The 22,207-nt window shown below is 75.5% G+C and carries 21 protein-coding genes; 12 read left to right on the forward strand and 9 right to left on the reverse strand.

Going from position 1 to position 22,207, the window contains the following annotated elements; all coding sequences use genetic code 11:
* From ACWIX6_RS13410 to ACWIX6_RS13420, 3 genes are all read right to left on the reverse strand, one after another.
* The gene (locus ACWIX6_RS13410) at positions 1 to 1,233 is read right to left on the reverse strand and encodes an IS110 family transposase (protein ID WP_448612925.1); all 1,233 of its coding nucleotides are present in this window, start codon (positions 1,231 to 1,233) and stop codon (positions 1 to 3) included.
* Positions 1,234 to 1,485: 252 nt separating this feature from the next.
* Positions 1,486 to 1,863 carry a VOC family protein gene (locus ACWIX6_RS13415; RefSeq protein WP_448612926.1) on the reverse strand — a complete coding sequence of 126 codons (378 nt, stop codon included), beginning with the start codon at positions 1,861 to 1,863 and terminating at the stop codon, positions 1,486 to 1,488.
* Positions 1,864 to 1,872: 9 nt separating this feature from the next.
* Positions 1,873 to 2,478 (reverse strand): TetR family transcriptional regulator, encoded by a 606-nt coding sequence (locus ACWIX6_RS13420; protein WP_448612927.1) that lies wholly within the window; start codon positions 2,476 to 2,478, stop codon positions 1,873 to 1,875.
* A gap of 69 nt (positions 2,479 to 2,547) precedes the next feature.
* Here ACWIX6_RS13420 and ACWIX6_RS13425 point away from each other — a divergent pair, with 69 nt between their 5' ends.
* Positions 2,548 to 3,042 carry a GNAT family N-acetyltransferase gene (locus ACWIX6_RS13425; RefSeq protein ID WP_448612928.1) on the forward strand — a complete coding sequence of 165 codons (495 nt, stop codon included), beginning with the start codon at positions 2,548 to 2,550 and terminating at the stop codon, positions 3,040 to 3,042.
* Between the two features lie 23 nt (positions 3,043 to 3,065).
* A complete protein-coding gene (locus tag ACWIX6_RS13430) occupies positions 3,066 to 4,199 on the forward strand; it encodes an MFS transporter (protein ID WP_448612929.1) in 1,134 nt (377 codons plus the stop codon).
* 90 nt (positions 4,200 to 4,289) lie between these two features.
* On the opposite strand, the gene arfB is transcribed toward ACWIX6_RS13430, so the two are convergent.
* Positions 4,290 to 4,727 carry an alternative ribosome rescue aminoacyl-tRNA hydrolase ArfB gene (gene arfB, locus ACWIX6_RS13435; protein WP_448612930.1) on the reverse strand — a complete coding sequence of 146 codons (438 nt, stop codon included), beginning with the start codon at positions 4,725 to 4,727 and terminating at the stop codon, positions 4,290 to 4,292.
* A gap of 76 nt (positions 4,728 to 4,803) precedes the next feature.
* On the opposite strand from arfB, the gene ACWIX6_RS13440 reads away from it, so the two are divergent.
* Positions 4,804 to 5,424, forward strand: a complete 621-nt coding sequence (locus ACWIX6_RS13440; protein ID WP_448612931.1) for a hypothetical protein — start codon at positions 4,804 to 4,806, stop codon at positions 5,422 to 5,424.
* A gap of 54 nt (positions 5,425 to 5,478) precedes the next feature.
* Positions 5,479 to 6,084, forward strand: coding sequence for a hypothetical protein (locus ACWIX6_RS13445; protein ID WP_448612932.1), 606 nt, complete (start codon positions 5,479 to 5,481; stop codon positions 6,082 to 6,084).
* Here the strand turns inward: ACWIX6_RS13445 and yidD are convergent.
* The gene (yidD, locus tag ACWIX6_RS13450) at positions 6,065 to 6,583 is read right to left on the reverse strand and encodes a membrane protein insertion efficiency factor YidD (RefSeq protein WP_448612933.1); all 519 of its coding nucleotides are present in this window, start codon (positions 6,581 to 6,583) and stop codon (positions 6,065 to 6,067) included. The genes ACWIX6_RS13445 and yidD overlap by 20 nt on opposite strands.
* 218 nt (positions 6,584 to 6,801) lie before the next feature.
* Here yidD and ACWIX6_RS13455 point away from each other — a divergent pair, with 218 nt between their 5' ends.
* From ACWIX6_RS13455 to ACWIX6_RS13465, 3 genes are all read left to right on the forward strand, one after another.
* Complete coding sequence (locus ACWIX6_RS13455) at positions 6,802 to 7,503, forward strand: hypothetical protein (RefSeq protein WP_448612934.1); 702 nt, start codon at positions 6,802 to 6,804, stop codon at positions 7,501 to 7,503.
* A 34-nt stretch (positions 7,504 to 7,537) separates the two neighbouring features.
* Complete coding sequence (gene mmuM, locus ACWIX6_RS13460) at positions 7,538 to 8,446, forward strand: homocysteine S-methyltransferase (RefSeq protein ID WP_448612935.1); 909 nt, start codon at positions 7,538 to 7,540, stop codon at positions 8,444 to 8,446.
* Positions 8,447 to 8,583: 137 nt separating this feature from the next.
* The gene (locus tag ACWIX6_RS13465) at positions 8,584 to 13,377 is read left to right on the forward strand and encodes a peroxidase family protein (protein WP_448612936.1); all 4,794 of its coding nucleotides are present in this window, start codon (positions 8,584 to 8,586) and stop codon (positions 13,375 to 13,377) included.
* Positions 13,378 to 13,477: 100 nt separating this feature from the next.
* On the opposite strand, the gene ACWIX6_RS13470 is transcribed toward ACWIX6_RS13465, so the two are convergent.
* Positions 13,478 to 14,335: an SDR family oxidoreductase gene (locus ACWIX6_RS13470; RefSeq protein ID WP_448612937.1), complete on the reverse strand. Its 858-nt coding sequence runs from the start codon at positions 14,333 to 14,335 to the stop codon at positions 13,478 to 13,480.
* A 182-nt stretch (positions 14,336 to 14,517) separates the two neighbouring features.
* Between ACWIX6_RS13470 and ACWIX6_RS13475 the strand changes: the two genes are divergently transcribed.
* The 4 genes from ACWIX6_RS13475 (at position 14,518) to ACWIX6_RS13490 (ending at position 19,486) form a co-directional block, all read left to right on the forward strand.
* The gene (locus tag ACWIX6_RS13475) at positions 14,518 to 17,121 is read left to right on the forward strand and encodes a DEAD/DEAH box helicase (protein WP_448612938.1); all 2,604 of its coding nucleotides are present in this window, start codon (positions 14,518 to 14,520) and stop codon (positions 17,119 to 17,121) included.
* A gap of 51 nt (positions 17,122 to 17,172) precedes the next feature.
* Positions 17,173 to 17,826 carry a YdeI/OmpD-associated family protein gene (locus ACWIX6_RS13480; protein ID WP_448612939.1) on the forward strand — a complete coding sequence of 218 codons (654 nt, stop codon included), beginning with the start codon at positions 17,173 to 17,175 and terminating at the stop codon, positions 17,824 to 17,826.
* A 98-nt stretch (positions 17,827 to 17,924) separates the two neighbouring features.
* Positions 17,925 to 18,716 (forward strand): sulfite exporter TauE/SafE family protein, encoded by a 792-nt coding sequence (locus ACWIX6_RS13485; RefSeq protein ID WP_448612940.1) that lies wholly within the window; start codon positions 17,925 to 17,927, stop codon positions 18,714 to 18,716.
* Positions 18,713 to 19,486 carry a sulfite exporter TauE/SafE family protein gene (locus ACWIX6_RS13490; protein WP_448612941.1) on the forward strand — a complete coding sequence of 258 codons (774 nt, stop codon included), beginning with the start codon at positions 18,713 to 18,715 and terminating at the stop codon, positions 19,484 to 19,486. The genes ACWIX6_RS13485 and ACWIX6_RS13490 overlap by 4 nt, the downstream gene beginning before the upstream one ends.
* A gap of 105 nt (positions 19,487 to 19,591) precedes the next feature.
* Here ACWIX6_RS13490 and ACWIX6_RS13495 read toward each other — a convergent pair whose 3' ends face one another.
* The 3 genes from ACWIX6_RS13495 to ACWIX6_RS13505 are packed head-to-tail and all read right to left on the reverse strand — an operon-like array spanning position 19,592 to position 21,783.
* A complete protein-coding gene (locus tag ACWIX6_RS13495) occupies positions 19,592 to 20,950 on the reverse strand; it encodes a hypothetical protein (protein WP_448612942.1) in 1,359 nt (452 codons plus the stop codon).
* 9 nt (positions 20,951 to 20,959) lie between these two features.
* A complete protein-coding gene (locus tag ACWIX6_RS13500) occupies positions 20,960 to 21,160 on the reverse strand; it encodes a hypothetical protein (protein WP_448612943.1) in 201 nt (66 codons plus the stop codon).
* A complete protein-coding gene (locus tag ACWIX6_RS13505; RefSeq protein ID WP_448612944.1) occupies positions 21,124 to 21,783 on the reverse strand; it encodes a TetR/AcrR family transcriptional regulator in 660 nt (219 codons plus the stop codon). The genes ACWIX6_RS13500 and ACWIX6_RS13505 overlap by 37 nt, the downstream gene beginning before the upstream one ends.
* Before the next feature lie 59 nt (positions 21,784 to 21,842).
* Between ACWIX6_RS13505 and ACWIX6_RS13510 the strand changes: the two genes are divergently transcribed.
* On the forward strand, positions 21,843 to 22,139 hold the full coding sequence (locus tag ACWIX6_RS13510) for a hypothetical protein (protein ID WP_448612945.1): 297 nt from the start codon (positions 21,843 to 21,845) through the stop codon (positions 22,137 to 22,139).
* Positions 22,140 to 22,207 lie beyond the last annotated feature (68 nt).

The raw sequence follows: 22,207 nt of genomic DNA on the forward strand, positions 1-22,207 counted from the left end.
TCAACCCTGGGCGGCCAGGAGCTGTTGTAGGCCGCCGTGGCGGGCTGGGTCGTAGGCGGTGTTGTCGGTCCAGCAGCGCCAGATGATTCGGCACCAGGCTCTGGCGAGGATGCGAACGGCGTGCGGATGGCGGGCGCCGCGGTCGCGGGCTCGCTGGTAAATGTCAGCCGCCCAGGGGCTGGCCTGGCGGCTGTCGGCGGCGAAGTCGATCAGTGCTTCGCGCAGCTTCTTGTCGCAGGAGTGCCGGAAGGCGACGTGGTGGCGTTTGCCGCTGGCCCGGGTGGAGGGCGCGACTCCGGCGCCGGCGGCCAGCGCGGTGTCGTCGGGGAAGCGGGCGCGGCAGTCGCCGATCTCGGCCAGCAGCAGCGCGGCGCGGTTGGTTCCGGCCCGGGGCAGGCTGGTGAAGACGGCGGCGTCGTGGTGCAGCGCGAGGGTCTCGGCGATGGCCTCGTCCAGGGCGTCGATGCGCACCCGTAGCTCGGTCAGCGTCGCGACGAGCTGTTCGGTGACGGTGGCGCAGGCGGCGCCGGCGGGACCGGTCAACCCGGTCGGGGCGGCGCGCAGATGCGCGATCAGTTGCTCGGGCGTCTGGCGGCCGCAGTAGCCCACGGCGGCCAGCCAGGCGGCCAGCCGCTTCTCCGAGAGCCAGGCAGCCCGCTCGGCCGAGGGGAACCGGGTGAGGAAGGTCAGGCTGATCGGCGAGTCGATCTCGGCGAACATTCCCACCGCTCCGGGAAAGGCGGCCAGCAGGTTGGCCCGCAGCTGGTTGCCCAGCGCGATCCGGTGCTTGACCAGGTCCTTGCGGGCCCGCACCAGCGCCCGCAGGCCGATGGTCGCCGAACTGTCCGGGGTGAGCGAGGCCAGCCGGTGCCCGTCACTGCGCAGCACGTCGGCCAGCACGAACGCGTCGAACCGGTCGTCCTTGTTGCCCGCGGTGCCGTAGCGCAGCCGCAGCGCCCGCACCTGCCGGCTGGAGACCACCACCACCTCCAGACCACCGGCCAGCAGCGCGTCGACCACTGGTCCGTCGCCGCGCTCGATCGCCACCCGCGCCACCGCAGCCCGGTGCAGACGGCGCACCATCGCCTGCAGCCCGGCGGCCAGGTGCTCCGCCTCGAACCGCTCGATCACCGCCCCGGCCGCATCCACGATGCAGACCGCATGGCGCTCCCAGGACCAGTCCACCCCGCCGAAGCGGGCTTCCCGGTCCGCTGAGACGTCCTTACCGTTCATGTTGCTGCCTCCGCTGTTGCACCAGTGGGGTCAGCACCCGCGGTCCGGGACGTGCAGCCGGTCGCTCACTGATCGGCGCTCGAGGCGCGCAGCCCTGTCGCCAGTCGGCACGCCCCGGGCCGCCGGGCCCGCGACATCTCAGGCAGGCCCTCGAAGAGCTCCGTCAGCCTGGCGATGCACCGGCGGCACCGGGATGCGACGGCAGGCTGTCACCAACCGAGCCGCACGACCAGGGTCGACCAGTGAGAGCGGTCAGTAGACGGCGATCTCCACCAGGTTGGCGTCCGGGTCGCGGACGTAGACGCTGGTCATCGGCCCGAGCGCGCCGACCTTCGGCACCGGGCCCACCTCGACGGGCACGCCGTGCCCGGCCAGTTCCCGCTGCACCTGGTCCAGGGGCGTGTCGGTGACCAGGCAGAAGTCGGCGCTGCCCGGGGTGGCGTGCGCGGCCCGGGGCTCGAACTCCCGGCCGGCCTGGTGCAGGTTGACCTTCTGGCCGCCGAACACCAGCGCCCGCCGTCCCTCCCCGAACGTCTCCGCGCGCAGGCCCAGCACCCGGGTGTAGAAGTCGACCGTCGCCTCGACGTCGGCGACGGTGAGCACCAGGTGGTCCAGCCGGTCGATCCGCATGCCGCCGTCCTACTCCCCCTCGCCCGGCCGTGCCCGACCGGCCAGGGCACGGACGTGCCGCTGCACCGCCGCGGTCGTCCGCTCCAGGTCGCCGGTGGCCAGCAGGTCCAGCAGCGCCCCGCGGAGCACGCCGAGCAGCAGGGTCCGGTCGACGACGTCGGCGTCCGTCGCGTCGTCGGCCTCGGTGAGAACGGCGAGCCAGTCGGCGACGGTGCGCGCGGCGAACCCGGCCCACGGTCCCTGCGGGTCGACGAGGGAGCGGGTGTAGCCCTCCAGCCACAGCACGAGCAGGCCGCGGTGCTCGGGGGCGGACAGCCACGACCACACCACCCCGGCCGCCGCCGGCAGCCCGCCGTCCCCGCGGGTGCGCCGGACGTCGGCCAGCACCGACAGCTCGTCGTCCCGGGCGCGGGCGAGCAGGGCGCGGACCATGCCGTCCTTGCTGCCGAAGAGCAGCAGCAGCACCCGCGGGCTGGACCCGATGGCCGCCGCCAGCGGCCGCAGGGACAGGTCGGACAGCCCGTGCCGCAGCACGTAGCGGTAGGCCGCCTCCAGCAGCTCCTGCCGGCGAGCGGAGGGCGGCGGGTCCGCCGGGCTTGTCGGGACGCCGGTCACCGGGCTAGCTTGGCAGTGAAACAGTCGTTTCAGTAGATGGGGCCCGGGATGGTGGATCAGGACCGGGTGGTGATCCGGCCGCTCGGGCAGCCCGGCGACCTGGGCTGGATCGTGATGGCGCACGGCGAGGTGTACGCCGCCGAGTTCGGCTGGGACACCACCTTCGAGGCGCTGGTGGCCCGGATCGTGGCCGACCACGCCGCCGACTCCGACCCGGCGCGCGAGGCCGCCTGGATCGCCGAGCTGGACGGCCGGCGGGTGGGGTCGGTCTTCTGCGTGGCCGCCGACGACACGACGGCGCAGCTGCGGATCCTGCTGGTGCACCCCGACGCCCGGGGGCACCGGCTGGGCAGCCGGCTCACCCGCGAGTGCGTGGCGTTCGCCCGCGCGGCCGGCTACGCGCGGGTCCGGCTGTGGACCAACGACGTCCTGGTGGCGGCCCGTGGCATCTACCTGGCGGAGGGGTTCCGGCTGGTCGAGGAGGAGCCGCACACCAGCTTCGGCGCCGAGCTGGTCGGCCAGGTGTACGAGCTCGACCTCCGGTCCCCGTCCCCGGCCGGCTGACGGTGCCGGGCCGCCGGCGTTCGGTGGCCGCCGGGGCCGCCCTGGTCGCGCTGTCGGCCTCCTCCACGGTGACCACGCCGCTGTGGCCCGGGTACGAGCAGCGGCTCGGCCACGGCCCGTCGGTGACCACGCTGGTGTTCGCGCTCTACGTGCTGGCCCTGGTGCCGGCCGCGCTGGTCTCGTCCCGGGTGCTCGGCCGGGCGGGGCCACGCCGGCTGGCGGTCGGCTGCCTGGCCCTGACCGCGGGGGCGTGCGCGCTGCTGTGGCAGGCGGGGTCGGCGGAGGTGCTGGCCGTCGGCCGGGTGCTGCAGGGGCTGGGCGTGGGCGTCGCCGGCGGGCCCCTGACCGCCGTGCTGCTGGGGTCCCGGGCCGGGAACCGCCGGGCGGCGCTGGCGAGCACCGCGCTGCTGACGGCGGGGGCCGGCTGCGGTCCGGTGGTCGCCGGAGCACTCGCCGGGCGCGACGGCTCCGCGCTGGACGCCGTCTTCGGGACGACGATCGGCGCGCTGGCCCTCGCTACCCTGGGCGCCGCCCTGCTGCTGCCTCCGGCCGGGCCGGCCGTGCGGCGGGGAGCCGGGGAGCGGGTGCCGCCCGGGACGCGGTTCTGGGCCGGCGCCGGGGTCAGCCTGCTCGGCTGGGCGGTCGGGTACACCGTGCTGGCCATCGCCCCCTCCTTCGCCACCGCGGTGCTGGGCGCGGCGCACCCGCTGGTGATCGGGGCGCCGGCCGGGTTCCTGCTGCTGGTCTCCGCGCTCACCCAGCTCGGCGCCGCCCGGCTCGCGCCACTGACCTCGATCCGGCTGGGTTGTCTCGTCCTGGCGCTCGGGCTGCCGCTCTTCGCCGCCCTGGCCCGGGTGCCCACGGCCGCCCTGCTGCTCGGGTCCCTGGTCGTGCTGGGCGCCGGGCACGGGCTCGCCTTCCTCGGCGCGCTGCGGCTGGCCACCACCGACCGCGCGGACAGCGCCACCACCGGCCGGTTCTTCGCGATCACCTACACCGGGGGGACGGCGCCGGTGCTCGCCGTCGGGGTGCTGGCCGGGGTGACCGGCGTCGTCCCGGCCGTCGCCGGCTGCGCTCTGCTGGCCGCGTTGGTGTGCCTGGGCGTGGCCGTCGGGCTGCCGCGGGTCGTCACCGCCGGAGGTCCCGCGGCGGCCTGAACCGGCCGGCACGCCGCTCCTGCGGTGCTGCGCCCGCTCCTGCGGCGCTGCAACGCCGCGAGCGCGGCGACACCACCGCAAGAGCCCGGCTCAGTCCCAGCTGCCGCGCTGCTTCTTGAGCTGGCTGCGCTGCTTCTTGGCCTGGATCCGGCGCTCCTGGGAGCCGCGGGTGGGCTTGGTCTTCCGCCGCGGCGGGGCCGGAGGCGCCAGGGCCGCACGCAGGACGGCGGCCAGCCGGGCGCGCGCCGCCTCCCGGTTCCGCAGCTGGGCACGGTGCTCGCTGGCCGCGACGGTCAGCACGCCGTCCACCAGCCGGTCGCCCAGCCGCTGCGCCAGCCGGTCCCGCTGGGCGTCGCTGAGCCCGGGGACCTCCAGCGGCGACACCGACAGCTCGACCCGCGAGTCCGCGGTGTTGACGCCCTGCCCGCCCGGGCCCGACGAGCGGGAGAACCGCCAGGACAGCGCCCCGGCCGGCACGACGAGGGCAGCGGTGACCGGCAGGTCGCCGAAAGCGTCGTCCCCGGGCACGCCGTCCAGTCTGGCCGACGGTCCCCCGCGCGCGGCGTTCCGCGCTCCGGCGTGCCCGGCTGGCACGCTGCGCGCCATGTCCGAGGCCGCCCGCGGCGAGCACCGCCCGCCCGGTCCCGCGGTGCTCGCCGGCGCCGCCGCCGCGCTCACGGTCCTCGCCTGCCTGGCCGGCGCCCTCGGCTGGCCGCTGCCGCGGGGCGAGGGATGGCAGCCGACCGGCGTCGCACCGGACCTGCTCGCCCTGGTGACCGGGACGGCGCTGGTCTGCGCCGCGGCCGCGGCCGCGCTCGTCCGGCCGGCCGGCCTGGGCGGGTTGCCCACCGTGCTGTCGTGGTGGGCGGTGCTGCTCGGCTCGGCCGTCGCCGGGGCCTGGTACGACCTCACCCTGGCCGCGCTGGCCCGGGACGCCGACGGGGCGTTCATCCCGGTGCTGGACTGGCTGCTGCCGGCGGCCCCCGCCGTGCTCGCCGCGCGGCTCGTACGACGGCGCGGCCGGGCGACCCAGCTGCGTGCCGTGCTGGGCACCGCGGTGCTCAGCGTGCCGGTGCTCGGCCTCGGCTGGGCGGTGGCCCGGGCCGGGGAGGGCTTCGGGGCGGCGCTCGGCGGCGGACTGTGGTCCGCCGTCCTGCTCGGTGCGGTGCCGGTGGCCGCCGTGCTGGTCTTCGTCGGAACCCGGCCGCCGGGTCGACGCACCTGAGCGTCGGGTGCGGCCTGCCCCCGCGCCCCGTCGCCGGGTGGCACGCTGCGCCGCATGACGACGCTGGACCGGCCCTCCACCGCGGAGCAGCCGCCCGCCCTGCTCGGGGGTGTCGCCGTCGCGCTCACCGTGCTGGCGGCCCTGCTCGGCTCGCTGACCTGGCCGGTGCCGCGGCGGATCCCGTCGGGCTGGCAGGTCGCCGACGTCCCGCCGTCCCTGCTGGCCCTGGTCGTCACCACCGGGCTCGGCTGCCTCGCCGTCGCCGCGCTGCTGGTGACGCCCCGGTCGCTCGGGTCGCGCGCCGCCACGCTGACGTGGTGGGTCCTGGCGGCCGCCTCAGTGGCCGCTCAGGTGTGGAACGGCCTCTACCTCGCGTCGCTGGCCTCGACCGGCGGCATCATCCCGGTGTTCCTCTGGCTGTTCACCTTCGTCCCTGCCCTGGTCGTCGGCCTGGTCACCCGGCGCTCCGGCGTCGCGGTGCACCTGCGCGCCACCCTGGGCATCGCCGTGGTCACGCTGCCGATGCTCGGCCTGGGCTGGGCGCTGGCGGCGCAGGCGGACACCGTCGCCAGGGCCCTGACGGGCAGCCTCTACACCGCCGCCTTCTTCGGGGTGCTGCCCCTGGTGGCCGCGGTCGCGCTCACCCGCGCCCGCCGCTGAGCGGAGCGGGGACCAGGTCCTCGCCGCCGACGGCACCGGGTCGGCAGCGCAGCAGCCGCCGCAGCGTCAGCCGGCTCCCCCGCCGCGCGCCGTGTCCCTCCAGCGCCTGCACGGCGTACTCCGAGCAGGTCGGCGTGAACCTGCAGCACGGCCGCCGGCGCGGGCTGACCTCCCGCTGGTACACCCGCACCGCCGCCACCATCCGGTCCCGCAGCCGCCCGCTCCCGGAGCCCGCCGCGCGGACCTGCCGGGCGGTGCTCGGGGCGACCAGCAGCAGGTCGGCGCTGCAGCCGATCGCGTTGGCCAGGCAGCACCCGGTGTTGAGGAGGAGCAGGTCCCGCAGGCAGGAGTCGTCGCGCCGGTGGCCGTAGCCGGGCGGTGGGCCGTAGCCCCGGCCCCATCCGGGCCCGTAGCCGCCGTAGCCGCCGCCGTGCCCGCGGCCGCCCCAGCCGCGGCGCCGCCGCGGTCCACCGCCGCCCCATCCCCAGACGAAGACCATGTACGTCCTTCCCTCGTGTCGTTGCCGATCATGCGGGTGCCCTCCCCGGGGCGCAGCGCGAGCCGGCGCCGGAGGCGTCCTCCGCGGCGAGGGACCGACACCCGTCCGGGTGCACCCCGGCCGGTCCGGTGCGGGCCGGCCGCCGGGCGCGTCACCCGGTCCGGTGACGCGGTGCCGCCGGGGTCGCCGTCCCGGTCACCGGGTGTGACGCTCGGCGGGTGACGCAGGACGCCCCGGCCCGCCTCCACCTCGTGACCGCGGACGACGCCGTCCCCGCCGAGGTCCCGCCGGCATCGGCCGACGACCCGGCGCCGGCCGACTCCCCCGGACGCCGCCCCGCCGTGCTGGTCGCCGTCGGGGCCGGCCTGACCGTCGCCCTGGCGTTGCTCGGCGGACAGCAGTGGCCGCTGCCGGTCCGCGACGGCGGGGTCTCCGACGTCCCGCAGTCGCTGCTGACCTTCCTGCTGCTGTGCGCCGGCGCCTGCGTGTGGGCGGCCGGCCGCACGGTCGGGCCGGCGGAGACGCTGCGCTCGCCCGGCGCCGTCCGGATGTGGTGGGGGCTGGTGGCCGGGGCGGCCGTCGTGTCGGTGGCGGCCGGCCTGTCCATGGCGGCATCCGCCGGCAGCGGCCGGCCGCCCGGGGACCTCGTCGTCCGCTGCCTCGTGCCGCTGGTGCCCGCCGTCCTGGCCGGGCTGCTCGCCTCCGACGCCGGGCGTGCCGCGCGGGTGCGCGCCGCCCTGGGCACCGGGCTGGTCACCGTGCCCCTCGGCGCGCTCGGCTGGGCCCTCGCCGCCTCCCCCGCCCGGGTGGCGGCCGGGACCGCTGACGTCCTGGCGGTGACCGGGGTGACCGGGGTGGTCCCCGTCGCGCTGGCCGTGGCGTTCGTGGCCGCCGACCGCCGGGGCCGGCTCGCCCCCTGACCCGGCCGGCGCCCGACCGGGGGACCATTTCCTGGTGACCTCCCTCGCCGCTGCGCTGGCCGACGGCGTCGTCGTCCTGGACGGCGGGCTGTCCACCGAGCTGGAGTCCCGCGGGCACGACGTGACGTCGGCGCTGTGGTCGGCCCGGCTGCTGCGCGACGACCCGCAGGCGGTCGTCGCCGCGCACGCCGCCTTCGCGTCCGCCGGCGCCCGGGTGGCCACCACCGCCAGCTACCAGGCCACCCTCCCGGGCTTCGCCGCCGCCGGCATCGGCGCCGCGGAGGCCCGCGCCCTCCTCCGGCGCTCGGTGCAGCTGGCCCGCGACGGGCTGGCCACCGCCGGGGTGACCGGCTGGGTCGCCGGTTCCGTCGGCCCGTACGGGGCGTTCCTGGCCGACGGCTCGGAGTACCGCGGCGACTACGTGACGGCGGTGTCGGTCGCCGAGCTGCGGGAGTTCCACCGGCCCCGCCTGGAGCTGCTGGCCGAGGCCGGCGCCGACGTGCTGGCCTGCGAGACGTTGCCCGCGGCCGCCGAGGTGGAGGCGCTGCTGGCCGAGGTGGCGCGGCTCGGCGTGCCCGCCTGGCTGTCGCTGACCGCGGTCACCGGGCCCGACGGGGTCCCGCGCACCCGCCGCGGCGAGCCGCTGTCCGACGTGCTGGCGATGACCACGGACGTGGCCGCCGTCGTCGCCGTGGGGGTCAACTGCACCGACCCGGCCTCCGTCGTCCCCGCGGTGCGGGCGGCCGCGGCCACCGGCTCGCCGGTGGCCGCCTACCCCAACAGCGGTGAGGTCTGGGACGCCGCCGGCCGGCGGTGGACCGGGTCGCCGGGCGTCGGCGACGTCGGCGGCTGGCTCGCCGCCGGGGCCCGGCTGGTCGGCGGCTGCTGCCGGGTCACCCCTGCGGACGTGAGGTCGATCACCGAGCGTGTGTCCGTCACCTGATGGGGTGCGCGAGGGCCCGGAACCCGTGCCCTCCCGGGTGAACTCTGCGCTCGGGGCCTGACAGTGCGTGACGACTGGCCTTACACCTCCTAGGGCGAGCCGGCCATCCGAGGCGCGGCGCCGAGGGGGAAGACGCCATGTCCCGATCGTCAGCACGTCCCGCACGCCGCTCGTCCGGAGGCCGTCGGCCGGTCGCCGGAGCCGTCGCCGGCCTGCTCCTCGCCGGCGTGCTGCCGGCCACCCTCGCCTCGCCGGCCGCCGCCGCCGACGGGCAGGGCTTCACGCTGAACAGCTCGGACCTCCGGTTCATCCTCGAGCAGATCCAGATCGCCGAGGCGCACGTCACCACCCTCACCCCCGAGGACCCGTGCGGGACCCTCTTGGGCACCGGGCCGCACCAGATCCCGGACCAGGGGCCGCAGGGCGCCGAGCTGCCGTGGGGTCTGCGGACCGTGGACGGCACGTGCAACAACCTCACGCCGGGCAACGCCGCGTTCGGCGCTGCCGACGGGGTCTTCCCGCGGCGGGCGGACGCCGAGTTCCGGACCGCGCAGGGCGCCCCGGTCGGCTTCCCGCCGGCCCGGTCGTCCAGCTACGCGCAGACCAGCGGCTTCGTCTACGACTCCGGCCCGCGGATCGCCAGCAACCTCGTCGTCGACCAGACCGCGGACAACCCGGCCGCCGTGGCGGCCGCCGGGGAGGGCGCTGTGGCCGACCCGGTGTCGGGCAGCCTGCCGATCCCCAACACCGCCCCCGACGTGGGCCTGTCCGCCCCCTACAACTCGCTGTTCACGCTCTTCGGGCAGTTCTTCGACCACGGCCTGGACCTGACCACCAAGAGCGGGGGCACCGTGTTCGTGCCGCTGCAGGCCGACGACCCGCTGTACGTGCCGGGCGGCCGCTCGAACTTCATGGTGCTCACCCGCGCCACCAACTCCCCCGGTCCCGACGGCGTCCTGGGCACCGCGGACGACGTGCACGACGCCACCAACCAGACCACGCCGTTCGTCGACCAGAGCCAGACCTACACCTCGCACCCCTCCCACCAGGTGTTCCTGCGGGAGTACGCCACCACCGGTGCCGACGTCCCCGGGCCCACCGGCCGGATGCTCACCGGCCCCGGTGACGGGCTGGCCACCTGGGCGGCCACCAAGGAGCAGTCGCGGACCCTGCTGGGCATCGCGCTGACCGACGCCGACGTCGTCGACGTCCCGCTGCTGGCCGCCGACCCCTACGGCCGGTTCGTCCCCGGCCCCAACGGCCACCCGCAGCTCGTGGTGGCCGACCCGGCCGCGCCGAACGGCCGGCGCCTGGTCGAGGGCGACCCGGCCGCGCCGGTGCCGACCACCGGGGCCCTGCGCACCGGGCACGCCTTCCTGGACGACATCGCGCACCACGCCGGGCCGCTCGGCGACCACGACCGCAACCCGGCCACCCCGAACCGGCTGCTGACCCCCGACGCCGACGCCGGCACCACCGACGACCGGTCCCCGGCCACCTACGACGACGAGATGCTCGACGCCCACTTCGTCGCCGGTGACGGACGGATCAACGAGAACATCGGGCTCTCCGCGATCCACCAGGTGTTCCACGCCGAGCACAACCGCCTCGCGGTGGACATCGACGCGATGATCGCCGCCGACCCCGCCCTGCGGGCGCTGTGGGACCCGGCCGCCCCGGAGGCCGACGACTGGAGCCACGGCGAGCGGCTCTTCCAGGCGGCCCGCTTCGTCGCCGAGATGGAGTACCAGCACCTGGCGTTCGAGGAGTTCGCCCGCAAGGTGCAGCCGATGGTCAACGTCTTCTCCGGCTACGACACCAGCATCGACCCGGCCATCTCCGCCGAGTTCGCCCACGCCGTCTACCGGTTCGGGCACTCGATGCTCAACGAGACCGTCGCCCGGCGGACCCCGACCGGGGAGAACCGGGACATCCCGCTGCTGGACGCCTTCCTCAACCCGCCGGCCTACGCCGCCGGCGGCCGCACCCCCGAGCAGGCCAGCGGCGACATCGTCCGCGGCATGACCGACCAGGTCGGCAACGAGATCGACGAGTTCGTCACCGAGGCGCTGCGCAGCAACCTGCTCGGCCTGCCGCTGGACCTGGCCACGCTGAACATCGCCCGGGCCCGGGAGACCGGCGTTCCCCCGCTCAACGAGGCCCGCCGGCAGTTCTCCGCGCAGACCAACGGCAACCCGGCGCTGGCCCCGTACGCGAACTGGATCGACTTCGGCCTGGGCCTGCGGCACCCCGAGTCGCTGGTCAACTTCGTCGCCGCCTACGGCACCCACCCGACGGTCACCGCGGCGACCACCGTGGCCGCCAAGCGGGCGGCCGCCGCGCTGCTGGTCGCCGGCGACCCGCTCGACCCGGCCACCCCGGCCGACGCCGTCGACTTCCTGAACGGCACCGGCGCGTACGCCGACGCCGCCGGGCGGACCACCACCGGCCTGGACGACGTCGACCTGTGGCTGGGTGGCCTCGCCGAGCGGCAGGCACCATTCGGCGGGCTGCTGGGCTCCACCTTCAACTTCGTCTTCGAGACCGAGATGGAGGACCTGCAGGACGGCGACCGGTTCTACTACCTGGCCCGCACGGCCGGGCTGAACCTGCTGGTGCAGCTGGAGGGCAACTCCTTCGCCGAGATGATCTCCCGCACCACCGACGCCGCGAACCTGCCGGCCGACGTCTTCTCCCGGCCCGACCTGACGTTCGACCTGTCCGCGCAGCCGGCCACCGGCCCGGTCGTCGACGACCCGGCCACGGCCTACGACGAGCGGACCCTGCTGACCCGGATGACCGACGGGACGATCCGGTACAGCGGGGAGCTGCACGTGCTGTTCGTCGGCACCCCCCGGGCCGACCGGGTGCGGGCCGGCGAGGGCGACGACACGCTGCGCGGCAACGAGCTCGACGACCGGCTGGAGGGCGGTGCCGGCAACGACCAGTTCGTCGGCGGCTCGGGCCAGGACGTGCTGACCGACGCCTTCGGGGACGACGTCCTCAAGGGCGGGCCCGGCAACGACGCTCTGGCCTCCGGTCCCGGGTTCGACCTGAACCAGGGCGGGCTGGGCAACGACGTCATCGTCGGCGGTTCGGACCCCACCGAGACCTTCGGCGGGCCGGGGAACGACATCGTCTTCGCCGGCGACTCCAGCGACACCGTCTTCGGTGACGACGGCGACGACTGGCTGGAGGGCGGCGGCCAGGCCGACCTGCTGCAGGGCGACAACGGCGCGCCCTTCCAGGACGACCCGAACACCCCCGGGCACGACGTGCTCATCGGCAACGGCGGCGCCGACGACTTCGACGCCGAGGGCGGCGACGACGTCATGGTCGCCGGGCCCGGCGTCGAGCGGAACGAGGGCATGCTCGGCTTCGACTGGGTGACCCACAAGAACGACCCGCAGCGGGCCGACGCCGACCTGGACCTCACCGGCCTGGTGCCCCCAGCCGTCGACGGGCTGCGCGACCGGTACGACCTGGTGGAGGGGCTGTCCGGCTGGCGGCTGGACGACGTCCTGCGCGGGGACGACGCGGTCGCCGCGGACCTGGCCGACGGCAACGGGCTGGACGCGGCCGGCATCGCCCGCATCGGCGGGCTGGCGGCGCTGCTCCCGGCCGGGGCGACGTCCTTCACCGCCGGCAACATCCTGCTCGGCGGGCAGGGCAGCGACCTGATCGAGGGCCGCGGCGGCGACGACGTCATCGACGGCGACGCGTGGCTCGACGTCCGGCTGGAGGCCCCGGGCCGGGCCCCGGTCGACGGGCTGGCCCAGCTGCGGGCCGACGTGTTCGCGGGCCGGCTGGACCCGGGCACCATCACCGTCCGGCGGACCATCGAGGTCCCGGACGGCGGGGCGTCGGTCGACACGGCGGTGTTCACCGGGTCGCTGTTCGAGTACGACATCAGCGCCGCGGACGGCGTCCTCACCGTGGCCCACCTGGGCGGCACGGGCGTGGACGGCGTCGACACGGTCCGCAACGTCGAGCAGCTGCGCTTCGCGGACGGCGACGTGGCGGCGGCGACGTTCCTGGTGACCGCGCCCGGCGCCCCGGGGATCACCTCGGTGGTCGCCGGCAACGGGCAGGCGACGGTGGCGTTCACCCCGCCTGCCGAGGACGGCGGCTCGCCGGTCACCGGCTACCTCGTGGAGGTCCTCGCCGGCGGCCAGGTGGACGGGATGCTCGCCCTCGACCCGAGTGCGACCAGCGTCGTCGTCCGTGGGCTGACCAACGGCGAGAGCTACACGTTCCGGGTGCAGGCGGTCAACGCCGTCGGCTGGGGCGAGTGGTCGGCGCCCTCGGCCCCGGTGACACCGGCGGTCCCCGTGGTCGCGCCGTCGGCACCGGGCATCGGCGCCGTGGCCGCGGGCATCCGGTCGGCCACCGTCCGGTGGTCGGCGCCGGCCAGCACCGGCGGGTCGCCGGTCACCGAGTACCGGGTCCAGGTGCTGAGGAACGGCGCCGAGGTGACGCAGGTCGGCGGCATCGCCCCGGGCCTGCGGAGCGTCGTGGTCCCGGGTCTGGCCGACGGGACGAGCTACACGTTCCGCGTCCGGGCGGTGAACGTCGCGGGTGCCTCGCCGTACTCGGCGGCGTCGGCCGTGGTGACCACCCGCCGCCTGCCGGGTGCCCCGGCCACCGTCGTCGCCCTGTCCGGCACCCCGGGCGGACCGACGACGGCCCGGGTCGCCTGGACCGCGGCTGACGGCAACGGGTCGCCGATCAGCGGCTACGTGGTGCGGGCGCTGCGCCTGGACGGCCGCGGCGTGGTGGTCGGGACGACGACCTCGGCCGTCCAGCCGGCCGGCGCGCGGGGGCTGACGATGACGCTGCCCGCCGGGAACCACCGGTTCACCGTGCAGGCCGTCAGCCCGGTCGGCGCCGGGCCGGAGTCCCGGCGGTCCAATCAGGTGACCGCCCGGTAGCACCGCGCAGGGCCCCGGGGCGCGTCGCCGCGCCCCGGGGCTCGGCCCCCCTGCAGGGGCCCGCCACGAGCCTGCGAGTGGCGGGGGGCAGGGGGGTCCTTCAGAGGATCGGGTTGCCGCCGGTGACCGCCACCCGGGCACCGGAGACGTAGCTGGCCTCGTCGCTGGCCAGCAGCACGTACACCGGCGCAAGCTCGGCCGGCTGCCCCGCCCGGTTCATCGGCACCTGCGAGCCGAAGCTCTCCACCTTCTCCTCCGGCATGGTCGCCGGGATCAGCGGCGTCCAGACCGGGCCGGGCGCGACGCTGTTGGCCCGGATGCCCTTGTCGGCGTACATCTGCGCCAGGCTCGCGCTGAAGTTGGCGATCCCGGCCTTGGTCATCGCGTAGGGCGCCAGCTGCGGGCTGGGCATGTCGGAGTTCACCGACGAGGAGTTGATGATCGACCCGCCCGGCGGCATGTGCGGGATCGCGTCCTTGCAGAGCACGAACATCGCGGTGAGGTTGGTCGCCACGGTGTGGTCCCACTCCTCGTCGGAGACCTCGGCCAGCGTCTCGTGGGTCATCTGGAACGCAGCGTTGTTGACCAGGACGTCGACCCGGCCGAACTCCTCGACGGCCTTCGGGATGATCGTCTTGGCGTGCGCCCGGTCGGAGAGGTCCCCGGCCACCAGCACGCACTTCCGGCCGGCCTGCTCGACGTACTTCGCGGTGTCCTGGGCGTCCTCGTGCTCGTTGAGGTAGGAGATGAGGACGTCGGCACCCTCGCGGGCGAAGGCGATCGCGACCGCGCGGCCGATGCCGCTGTCGCCGCCGGTGATGACGGCCTTCTTGCCCTCCAGCCGGCCCGACCCCCGGTAGCTCTCCTCACCGTGGTCGGGCTTGGGGTCCATTTGCCCGAGGGTGCCGGGGACGTCCTGGGACTGGGCGGGCTGCGACTCGGGACGGGGTTCGGCCATGGGGTCCTCCTGCGGTGGTGAGTGGAGCGCGGCACGCCGCCGGCGCTCTGCTCACGCCGTCGGCCGGGCACCCGGGTCGTCCGGGGCGGTGCCGTGTCGGGATCCCGCTACCCGGCGCGGAGCGGGTCAACCCGACCGGTGGCGCGGGAACGTCCACGGCATCGGGCACGCTGTCACCCACGATGACGCTCTCCCCCGCCGGCACCGACGCGACCCCGGCCGACTCCCCCGCCACCGCGCTGCCCGCCGGCGGCGTCCCCCCGCTGATCGAGGACCCCGACGACCTGTCCGCCGTCTTCGCCCTGGGCGACGACCCGGACGCGGTCTTCGCCCGCTTCGCCCGGTGGGCGGAGGACGCCGGGACGGTGCTGTACCCGGCGCAGGAGGAGGCGCTGATCGAGCTGGTCAGCGGGGCCAACGTCGTCCTCGCGACGCCCACCGGCTCGGGGAAGTCCCTGGTGGCGACCGGCGCGCAGTACGCCGCGCTGGCCGCGGACCGGGTCAGCTTCTACACCGCGCCGATCAAGGCGCTGGTCAGCGAGAAGTTCTTCGCCCTGTGCGGGGTGTTCGGCGCGGCCAACGTCGGCATGCTCACCGGCGACGCGAGCGTCAACGCCGACGCCCCGATCATCGCCTGTACCGCTGAGGTGCTGGCCAACATCGCGCTGCGCGAGGGCCCGGACGCCGACATCGGCCTGGTCGTCATGGACGAGTTCCACTTCTACGGCGACCCGGACCGCGGCTGGGCCTGGCAGGTGCCGTTGCTGGAGCTGCCCAAGTCCCAGTTCCTGCTGATGAGCGCCACCCTCGGCGACACGACCGCGCTGCGGGAGGACCTCACCCGGCGCACCGGCCGGCCCACCGCGCTGGTCGCCAACGCCGAGCGGCCGGTGCCGCTGCACCACTACTACGCGACGACGCCGATGCACGAGACCATCCAGGAGCTGCTGGACACCCGGCAGGCGCCGGTCTACGTCGTCCACTTCACCCAGGCCTCGGCGCTGGAGCGGGCGCAGGCGCTGATGAGCGTGAACGTGAGCACCAAGGAGGAGAAGGCCGCGATCGCCGATCTGATCGGCGGGTTCCGGTTCTCCTCCGCCTTCGGGACGACGCTGTCCCGGCTGGTCCGGCACGGCATCGGCGTGCACCACGCCGGGATGCTGCCCAAGTACCGGCGGCTGGTCGAGCAGCTGGCCCAGGCCGGGCTGCTCAAGGTCATCTGCGGCACCGACACGCTCGGCGTCGGGATCAACGTGCCGATCCGCACGGTGGTGTTCTCCGCGCTGTCCAAGTACGACGGCACCCGCACCCGGCTGCTCAACGCCCGCGAGTTCCACCAGATCGCCGGCCGCGCCGGGCGGGCCGGCTACGACACCGCCGGCACCGTGGTCGTGCAGGCCCCCGAGCACGAGGTGGAGAACCTCAAGCAGTTCGCCAAGGTCGCCGACGACCCGAAGAAGCGCCGCAAGCTGGTCCGCCGCAAGGCACCCGAGGGCATGGTGCCGTGGAGCGAGTCCACCCAGCAGCGGCTGATCAACGCCGACCCCGAGCCGCTGTCCAGCCACTTCCGGGTGTCCACCGGCATGCTGCTCAACGTCCTGGCCCGCCCCGGCGACCCGTTCCCCGCGATGCGCCGGCTGCTCACCGACAACCACGAGCCGCGGGCCCGGCAGCGCCGGCACATCCGGGAGGCGATCGGCATCGCCCGCGGACTCCTCCAGGCCGGCGTCATCGAGCGGCTCCCCGAGCCGGCGGCGGACGGACGGCGCTACCGGCTGACCGTCGACCTGCCGCCGGACTTCGCGCTCAACCAGCCGCTGTCGACGTTCGCGCTGGCCGCGATCGGCCTGCTGGACCCCGACTCGGACACCTACGCCCTGGACGTGGTGTCGGTGATCGAGGCGACCCTGGACGACCCGCGGCAGATCCTGGCCGCCCAGTTGAACAAGGCCAAGGGCGAGGCCGTGGCGCAGATGAAGGCCGAGGGCATCGAGTACGACGAGCGGATGGAGCTGCTCGAGGAGATCACCTACCCCAAGCCGCTGGCCGAGCTGCTGGGGTACGCCTACGACACCTACCGCGCCTCCAACCCGTGGGTCGCCGACGCCGAGCTCTCCCCCAAGTCCGTCGTCCGGGACATGTGGGAGCGGGCGATGACCTTCCGGGAGCTGGTCAACACCTACTCGCTGACCCGGTCGGAGGGCGCGGTGCTGCGCTACCTCTCCGACGCGTTCAAGGCGCTGCGGTCCGGTGTGCCGGCGGACGCGCGGACCGAGGAGGTCACCGACATCGTCGAGTGGCTCGGCGAGCTGGTCCGCCAGGTCGACTCCAGCCTGCTCGACGAGTGGGAGCAGCTGACCAGCCCGGACCAGCCACTGGACGCGCCGGTGTCCGTGCCGGCCCGGCCGCGGCCGCTGACCGGCAACGAGCGGGCGTTCACCGCGATGGTGCGCAACGCGCTGTTCCGCCGGGTGGAGCTGTGGGCGCGGCGCCGCTGGTACGACCTGGGTGAGCTGGACTCCGCCGCGGGCTGGGACGCCGACCGCTGGGGCGAGGTGGTGCAGGCCTACTTCGCCGAGCACGACGAGGTGGGCACCGGCGCCGACGCCCGCGGTCCGGCCCTGCTCATCGTCGACAGGCAGCCCGGCGTCTGGCGGGTGCGGCAGATCCTGGACGACCCGGCCGGCGACCACGACTGGGGCTTCGACGTCGAGGTCGACCTGGAGGCCTCCGACGAGGAGGGCACCGTCGTGCTGCGCATGGTGGACGCCGGCCGACGGGACTGAACGAGGCGGGAGCGCGTTGGCCGGCGTCCGGGTGTGGCAGCCTGCCCGGCCATGGGAACCGAGTTGCCGGAGCTCATCGTCGTGGACGCCGTCGCGTGGCGAACATGGCTGGAGGACCACCATGACGACGACGGAGCGGCTGTCTGGCTGGTCCTGGCCAAGAAGGGCACCACGGAGCCGACCAGCCTGACCTACGACCAGGCGCTCGACGAGGCACTGTGCTTCGGCTGGATCGACGGTTCGCTCCGCCGTCGCGACGAGGCCACGTTCCTGCAGCGCTTCACTCCCCGCCGGGCCCGCAGCCTCTGGTCCGAGCGCAACGTGGGCATCGTGGCCCGCCTGACCGACGAGGGACGCATGGCCCCGGCGGGCCTGGCCGAGGTGGACCGGGCACGCCGCGACGGCCGCTGGGACGCCGCCTACGCCGGCCCGGCCACCATCGAGGTCCCCGACGACCTGGCGGCGGCGCTGGCGGCCGAGCCGGCGGCGCGCGCCATGTTCGACGCCCTGACCAGTCAGAACCGGTTCGCGGTGCTGCACCGGGTCACCACCGCGGTGCGCGCCGAGACACGGTCCCGCCGCATCGAGCAGTACGTGGCGATGCTGGCCCGGGGCGAGACCATCCATCCGCAGAGACGTGGACCGGTCGCTGATCGACCGCCGGGGAGCTCCGACGCGACGAGGGCCGGCCGTCCGGGCCGATGACGCCGTGACCGCCCGCGCTCCAGGACGCCCCCGACGGGTTCCTCCGACACGGCGCAGGTCACGGTCGGTGCCTGTGGCACCCTCGCCGCGATGCGCGCATGACGGTCTGGGAGATGCTCGCGGTCGCCGCCGCCGGGCTCGCGGCCGGCTCCATCAACGCCGTCGTCGGCTCCGGCACGCTGGTCACCTTCCCGGTGCTGCTGGCCGTCGGGCTGCCGCCGGTCACCGCGACGGTCACCAACTCCCTGGGGCTGGTGCCGGGCAGCCTGACCAGCGCCATCGGGTACCGACGGGAGCTGCGCGGCCAGCGAGCGCTGCTGGTCCGGCTCTTCCCCGCCTCGGTGCTCGGCGCGCTGACCGGGGCGTTCCTGCTGCTCCACCTGCCCGCCGCGGCGTTCGAGGCGATCGTGCCGGCGCTGGTCGCGCTGGCCGTCGTCCTGGTCGCCACCCAGCCGCTGCTGCAGCGGGCGCTGGCCCGCCGCCGGGCCCGCAACGGCGTGGCCGAACCGGCCGAGCAGCACATCGGCCCCGGCCGGCTCGCCGCACTGTTCGCCGGGGCGTACGTCACCGGCACCTACGGCGGCTACTTCGCCGCCAGCCAGGGCGTGCTGCAGATCGGCGTCTTCGGGCTGCTGCTGCGTGAGTCGCTGCAGCGGCTCAACGCCATCAAGAACGTGCTCACCTTCGGCGTGAACGCCGTGGCCGGGCTGACCTACGTGGTGGTGGCCACGGACCGGATCGACTGGCGGGCCGCCGGGCTGGTGGCCGCGGGCTCCGTGGTGGGCGGGTTCCTGGGTTCCACCCTGGGACGGCGGCTGCCCGCACCGCTGCTGCGGGGGGCGATCGTGGTCCTCGGGCTGGTGGCCATCGGGGTGCTGCTGAGCCGATGAGCGTGCTGGACTTCGCGCTCCTGGTGGTGGCCGGGATGGGCGGCGGACTGATCGGCAGCGTCGCCGGCCTCGCCTCGTTGATCAGCTACCCGGCGCTGCTGGCCACCGGGATGCCGCCGCTGACCGCGAACGTCACGAACACCGTCGCGCTGGTGCTCAACGGCGTCGGGTCGGTCACCGCCTCGCGGCCGGAACTGGCCGGTCAGCGCCGCCGGCTGGTGCGGCTGTCCGTGGCCGGGCTCGTCGGAGGCGTGATGGGCGCGGTGCTGCTGATGCTCACCCCGTCGGCCGCCTTCGAGCGGCTGGTGCCGTTCCTGATCGCCGCGGCGTCCGCGGCGATCCTGGTGCAGCGACCGCCCTGCGAGCCGGCCGCCGAGGGCGCGGCCGAGCAGGCGGTCCACCCGCACGGCGACTCCCGGTGGCTGCTGCTGGGCACCTGCGCGGTGTCCATCTACGGCGGCTACTTCGGTGCCGCGGCCGGCGTGCTGATGCTCGCCATGTTCCTGCTGGTCACCGGTGAGGGCATGCCGCGCGGCAACGCGCTGAAGAACGTGGTGCTGGGGGTGGCGAACGCGGTGGCCGCGCTGGGGTTCGCGGTGTTCGCCGACGTGGCCTGGGTGGCGGTGCTGCCGCTCGCGCTGGGCTTCTTCGTCGGCGGCCGGATCGGGCCGACGGTGGTGCGCCGGGTGCCGCAGACGGCGCTGCGCCGGGCGATCGCCGTCGCCGGCCTCGGACTCGCCCTGCACCTGGGCATCGACGCCTTCCGCTGACCTCGCCGGCGACCGTGCCCCGGCCGGTCGTGATCAGGACGTCGGGATCGTCCCCGCTGACGCCTCCGCCGCGACCGACCGGACGGAGAAGCCAGGGACGGCGGCTCAGGCCACCGGCCGCGGGTCCTCCACCTCCGGCCGCGGGTCCTCCACCTCCGGCCGCGGGTCCTCCACCTCCGGCCGCGGGTCCTCGACCTCCGGCCGCGGGTCCTCCATCTCCGGCCGCGGGTCCTCCATCTCCGGCTGCGGGTCCTCCACCTGCGGGTGCGGGTCCTCTCCGCGGTCGCGCGCCCGCTCCGCTCCGGGGACCCCGGACGCCACCCGGTGCAGGTCGTCGATCAGTTCGAGGATCGCGTGCAGGTCCGCGGGCACCCGTCCCAGGTCGGCGGTGTTCGGCAGGTGCCCGGCCTCCAGCCCGCGGAGCAGTCGCGGGATCTGGTCGGCGAGGGCGGCCAGGGCGGCGGTCCGGTCCTCGCTGAGCAGCGCGGGCAGGCGGTCGAGCAGCGTGGCCAGGGCGCGGGCCGCGTCGTCGGTCAGCTCGCGGTCGAGCCGGGCGAGCACGTCCAGGGCCGCTGCCACCTCCGCGCGGCCGAGCAGCTCCTCGGCGCGGTCCACGACGCGCGGGACGCGGTCGTCGGCGAGCAGGGCGTCCAGCCGGCCGAGCAACCGGCCGGTCCGCTCGTCGGCCGCCAGCTCGAGCAGCGCGCGGACCCGCTGGTCGGCCGCCAGGTCGAGAGCCTGTTGCACCCGGTCGCCGGTGAGGATCCCCAGGGTCCGGTCGACCCGGTCGTCGGTCACCACGTCGAGCGCCTGCCCGATCCGGTCGTCCGAGACCAGGTCCAGGAGCCGGCCGACCCGCGGGTCGGCGGCCAGGTGGAGGGCCTGCCCGACCCGGTCGTCCGCGGCCAGGTCGAGGGCCCGTTCCGCGCGCTCGTCCGCCAGGAGGTCCAGCGCCCGCTGCGCGCGCTCGTCGGTCACCAGGTCCAGCGCCCGGTCCAGCCGGGACAGCAGGTCGGCCGACAGCAGCCGGTCGACCCCGTGACCCAGCGCTTCCAGCCGGCCCGAGGACAGCAGCCCGTCGAGCGCGTCGAGGGCCCGCGGGACGACGTCGGCCCGCGACCGCAGCGTGTCCACCGCGCGGGTCACCGCCTCGACCCGGTCCGGAGCCAGTGCGGCACCGAGCCGGTCGACCAGCGCCCCCACGGTGGCGACCCGCTCGGGGGTCAGGACGGCGGCGGCACGCTGCAGCACCCCGGTCGCCGTCTCGACGACCTCGGGCGCGGCGGCGGCCGCCCGGGTCACCGCGGGTCCGGCGCCGTCTAGCAGGGCTCGGGTGCGACGGAGGACGTCGTCGGCCAGCGGCAGCAGCTTCTCGGCGCGCGGCAGGGCCGCGCCGAGGGTGCGGACGGAGTCGGCGAGCGTCCAGGGCAGGTCGAGGAGGTCCGAGGGACCGGGCAGGCGCACGGGCGTCGTCTACCCGCGGCCGGCACCTGAACACGCCTGCGGACGCAGCACCTCCCCGAGCGTCATCGCCGGCCGGCCGAGGAACCCGGGCACCGCGGAGCTCAGGCACGGGTACTGCACGCCGAGCGGGGTCGGCTGGAGCCGGCCGACCCAGCTGAGCCCGCCGGCGGCCGTCATCGAGGCGGCGAGGTCCCGAGCAGTTGCAGGCACGCGGCCTCGTAGAGCCATCGCTCGTAGCGGGCGTCCGACCACCGTCGTCCCCGCACGAGGAGGTGCCAGACGCTGGGGTGGTTGAGTGTCCAGAGGACGTCCGCCGCCTCCTCCCGCTGGAGGGGCGGCCGCAGCGCGCCTGCAGCGGCGAGCTGGTCGACCACCGCGCGCTGGACCCGCAGCAGCTTGGCCTCGATGTCCTGCCAGAGCGTGGCGATCTCGGCGTCGGTGGCCGCGGCGGTACGGATGACCTCGAGCAGCGGACCGGTGGCCGTCTTCACCCGGCGGGACTGCGCGGCGAGCAGCTGCAGCTTGCCCGCCGGGTCGGCCTGGTCGGTGAGCTCCCGCATCCACCTGCGCTCGAGGACGGGGGTCGCTTCCTCCTCGCCCCCGAGACGGGCCTCCCAGACGGCCCGCAACAGGCCCGCTTTCGTCTCGAACGCGAGGTACACCGTCTTGACCGCGACGCCGGCGGCCGCGGCGACGGAGGGCACCGCCGTCCCGGCGTAGCCGCCGTCCTCGAACAGCCGACGGGCGGCGTCGAGGACGGCCCGTCTGGTCTCCGCCGCCTGCGCCTCGCGACGCGGTGAGACGTATCGACGGCTCTTGACCGGGGACCCCATATGGCTACAGTAGCGAGGTATTGACTACACCCGTCGAGTACCCAAAGGGGTGGGACCTCATGGCGACCTTGCGGATCGACCTCGAGGTGAAGGACTACGACCTGTGGCGCACGGCCTTCGGCAAGGACGCAGGCGGCCGTGAGCGCCATGGCGCCCGGCGGCACCGCATCTACCGGGCCGCGGACGACGAGCACCGGGTGAGCCTGGAGATCGACTTCTCCACCGTTCCGGAGGCCGAACGCTTCCTCACGGTGCTGCGCGAGGAGGTGTGGCCCTCGCCGGACAAGTCCCCGGCGAAGATCGGAGCGCCCTCGGCACGCGTCATCGAGATGGTCGAAGCCGCCGAGTACCGCTGACCAGCGATCGGTGGACGGCGCCGCGGCGGCGTGGGGGCCGGGTGGCCGGACCCCGCCGACCCGGCCGG

Source organism: Modestobacter sp. URMC 112 (assembly GCF_053502575.1).

What these genes read in the sequence shown, in the direction of transcription:
- ACWIX6_RS13410 (WP_448612925.1), bottom strand. Translation starts at nt 1,233, where the DNA reads ATGAACGGTAAGGACGTCTCAGCGGACCGGGAAGCCCGCTTCGGCGGG.
- ACWIX6_RS13415 (WP_448612926.1), bottom strand. Translation starts at nt 1,863, where the DNA reads ATGCGGATCGACCGGCTGGACCACCTGGTGCTCACCGTCGCCGACGTC.
- ACWIX6_RS13440 (WP_448612931.1), top strand. Translation starts at nt 4,804, where the DNA reads ATGTCCGAGGCCGCCCGCGGCGAGCACCGCCCGCCCGGTCCCGCGGTG.
- ACWIX6_RS13445 (WP_448612932.1), top strand. Translation starts at nt 5,479, where the DNA reads ATGACGACGCTGGACCGGCCCTCCACCGCGGAGCAGCCGCCCGCCCTG.
- yidD (WP_448612933.1), bottom strand. Translation starts at nt 6,583, where the DNA reads ATGGTCTTCGTCTGGGGATGGGGCGGCGGTGGACCGCGGCGGCGCCGC.
- ACWIX6_RS13465 (WP_448612936.1), top strand. Translation starts at nt 8,584, where the DNA reads ATGTCCCGATCGTCAGCACGTCCCGCACGCCGCTCGTCCGGAGGCCGT.
- ACWIX6_RS13470 (WP_448612937.1), bottom strand. Translation starts at nt 14,335, where the DNA reads ATGGCCGAACCCCGTCCCGAGTCGCAGCCCGCCCAGTCCCAGGACGTC.
- ACWIX6_RS13475 (WP_448612938.1), top strand. Translation starts at nt 14,518, where the DNA reads ATGACGCTCTCCCCCGCCGGCACCGACGCGACCCCGGCCGACTCCCCC.
- ACWIX6_RS13480 (WP_448612939.1), top strand. Translation starts at nt 17,173, where the DNA reads ATGGGAACCGAGTTGCCGGAGCTCATCGTCGTGGACGCCGTCGCGTGG.
- ACWIX6_RS13485 (WP_448612940.1), top strand. Translation starts at nt 17,925, where the DNA reads ATGACGGTCTGGGAGATGCTCGCGGTCGCCGCCGCCGGGCTCGCGGCC.
- ACWIX6_RS13490 (WP_448612941.1), top strand. Translation starts at nt 18,713, where the DNA reads ATGAGCGTGCTGGACTTCGCGCTCCTGGTGGTGGCCGGGATGGGCGGC.
- ACWIX6_RS13505 (WP_448612944.1), bottom strand. Translation starts at nt 21,783, where the DNA reads ATGGGGTCCCCGGTCAAGAGCCGTCGATACGTCTCACCGCGTCGCGAG.
- ACWIX6_RS13510 (WP_448612945.1), top strand. Translation starts at nt 21,843, where the DNA reads ATGGCGACCTTGCGGATCGACCTCGAGGTGAAGGACTACGACCTGTGG.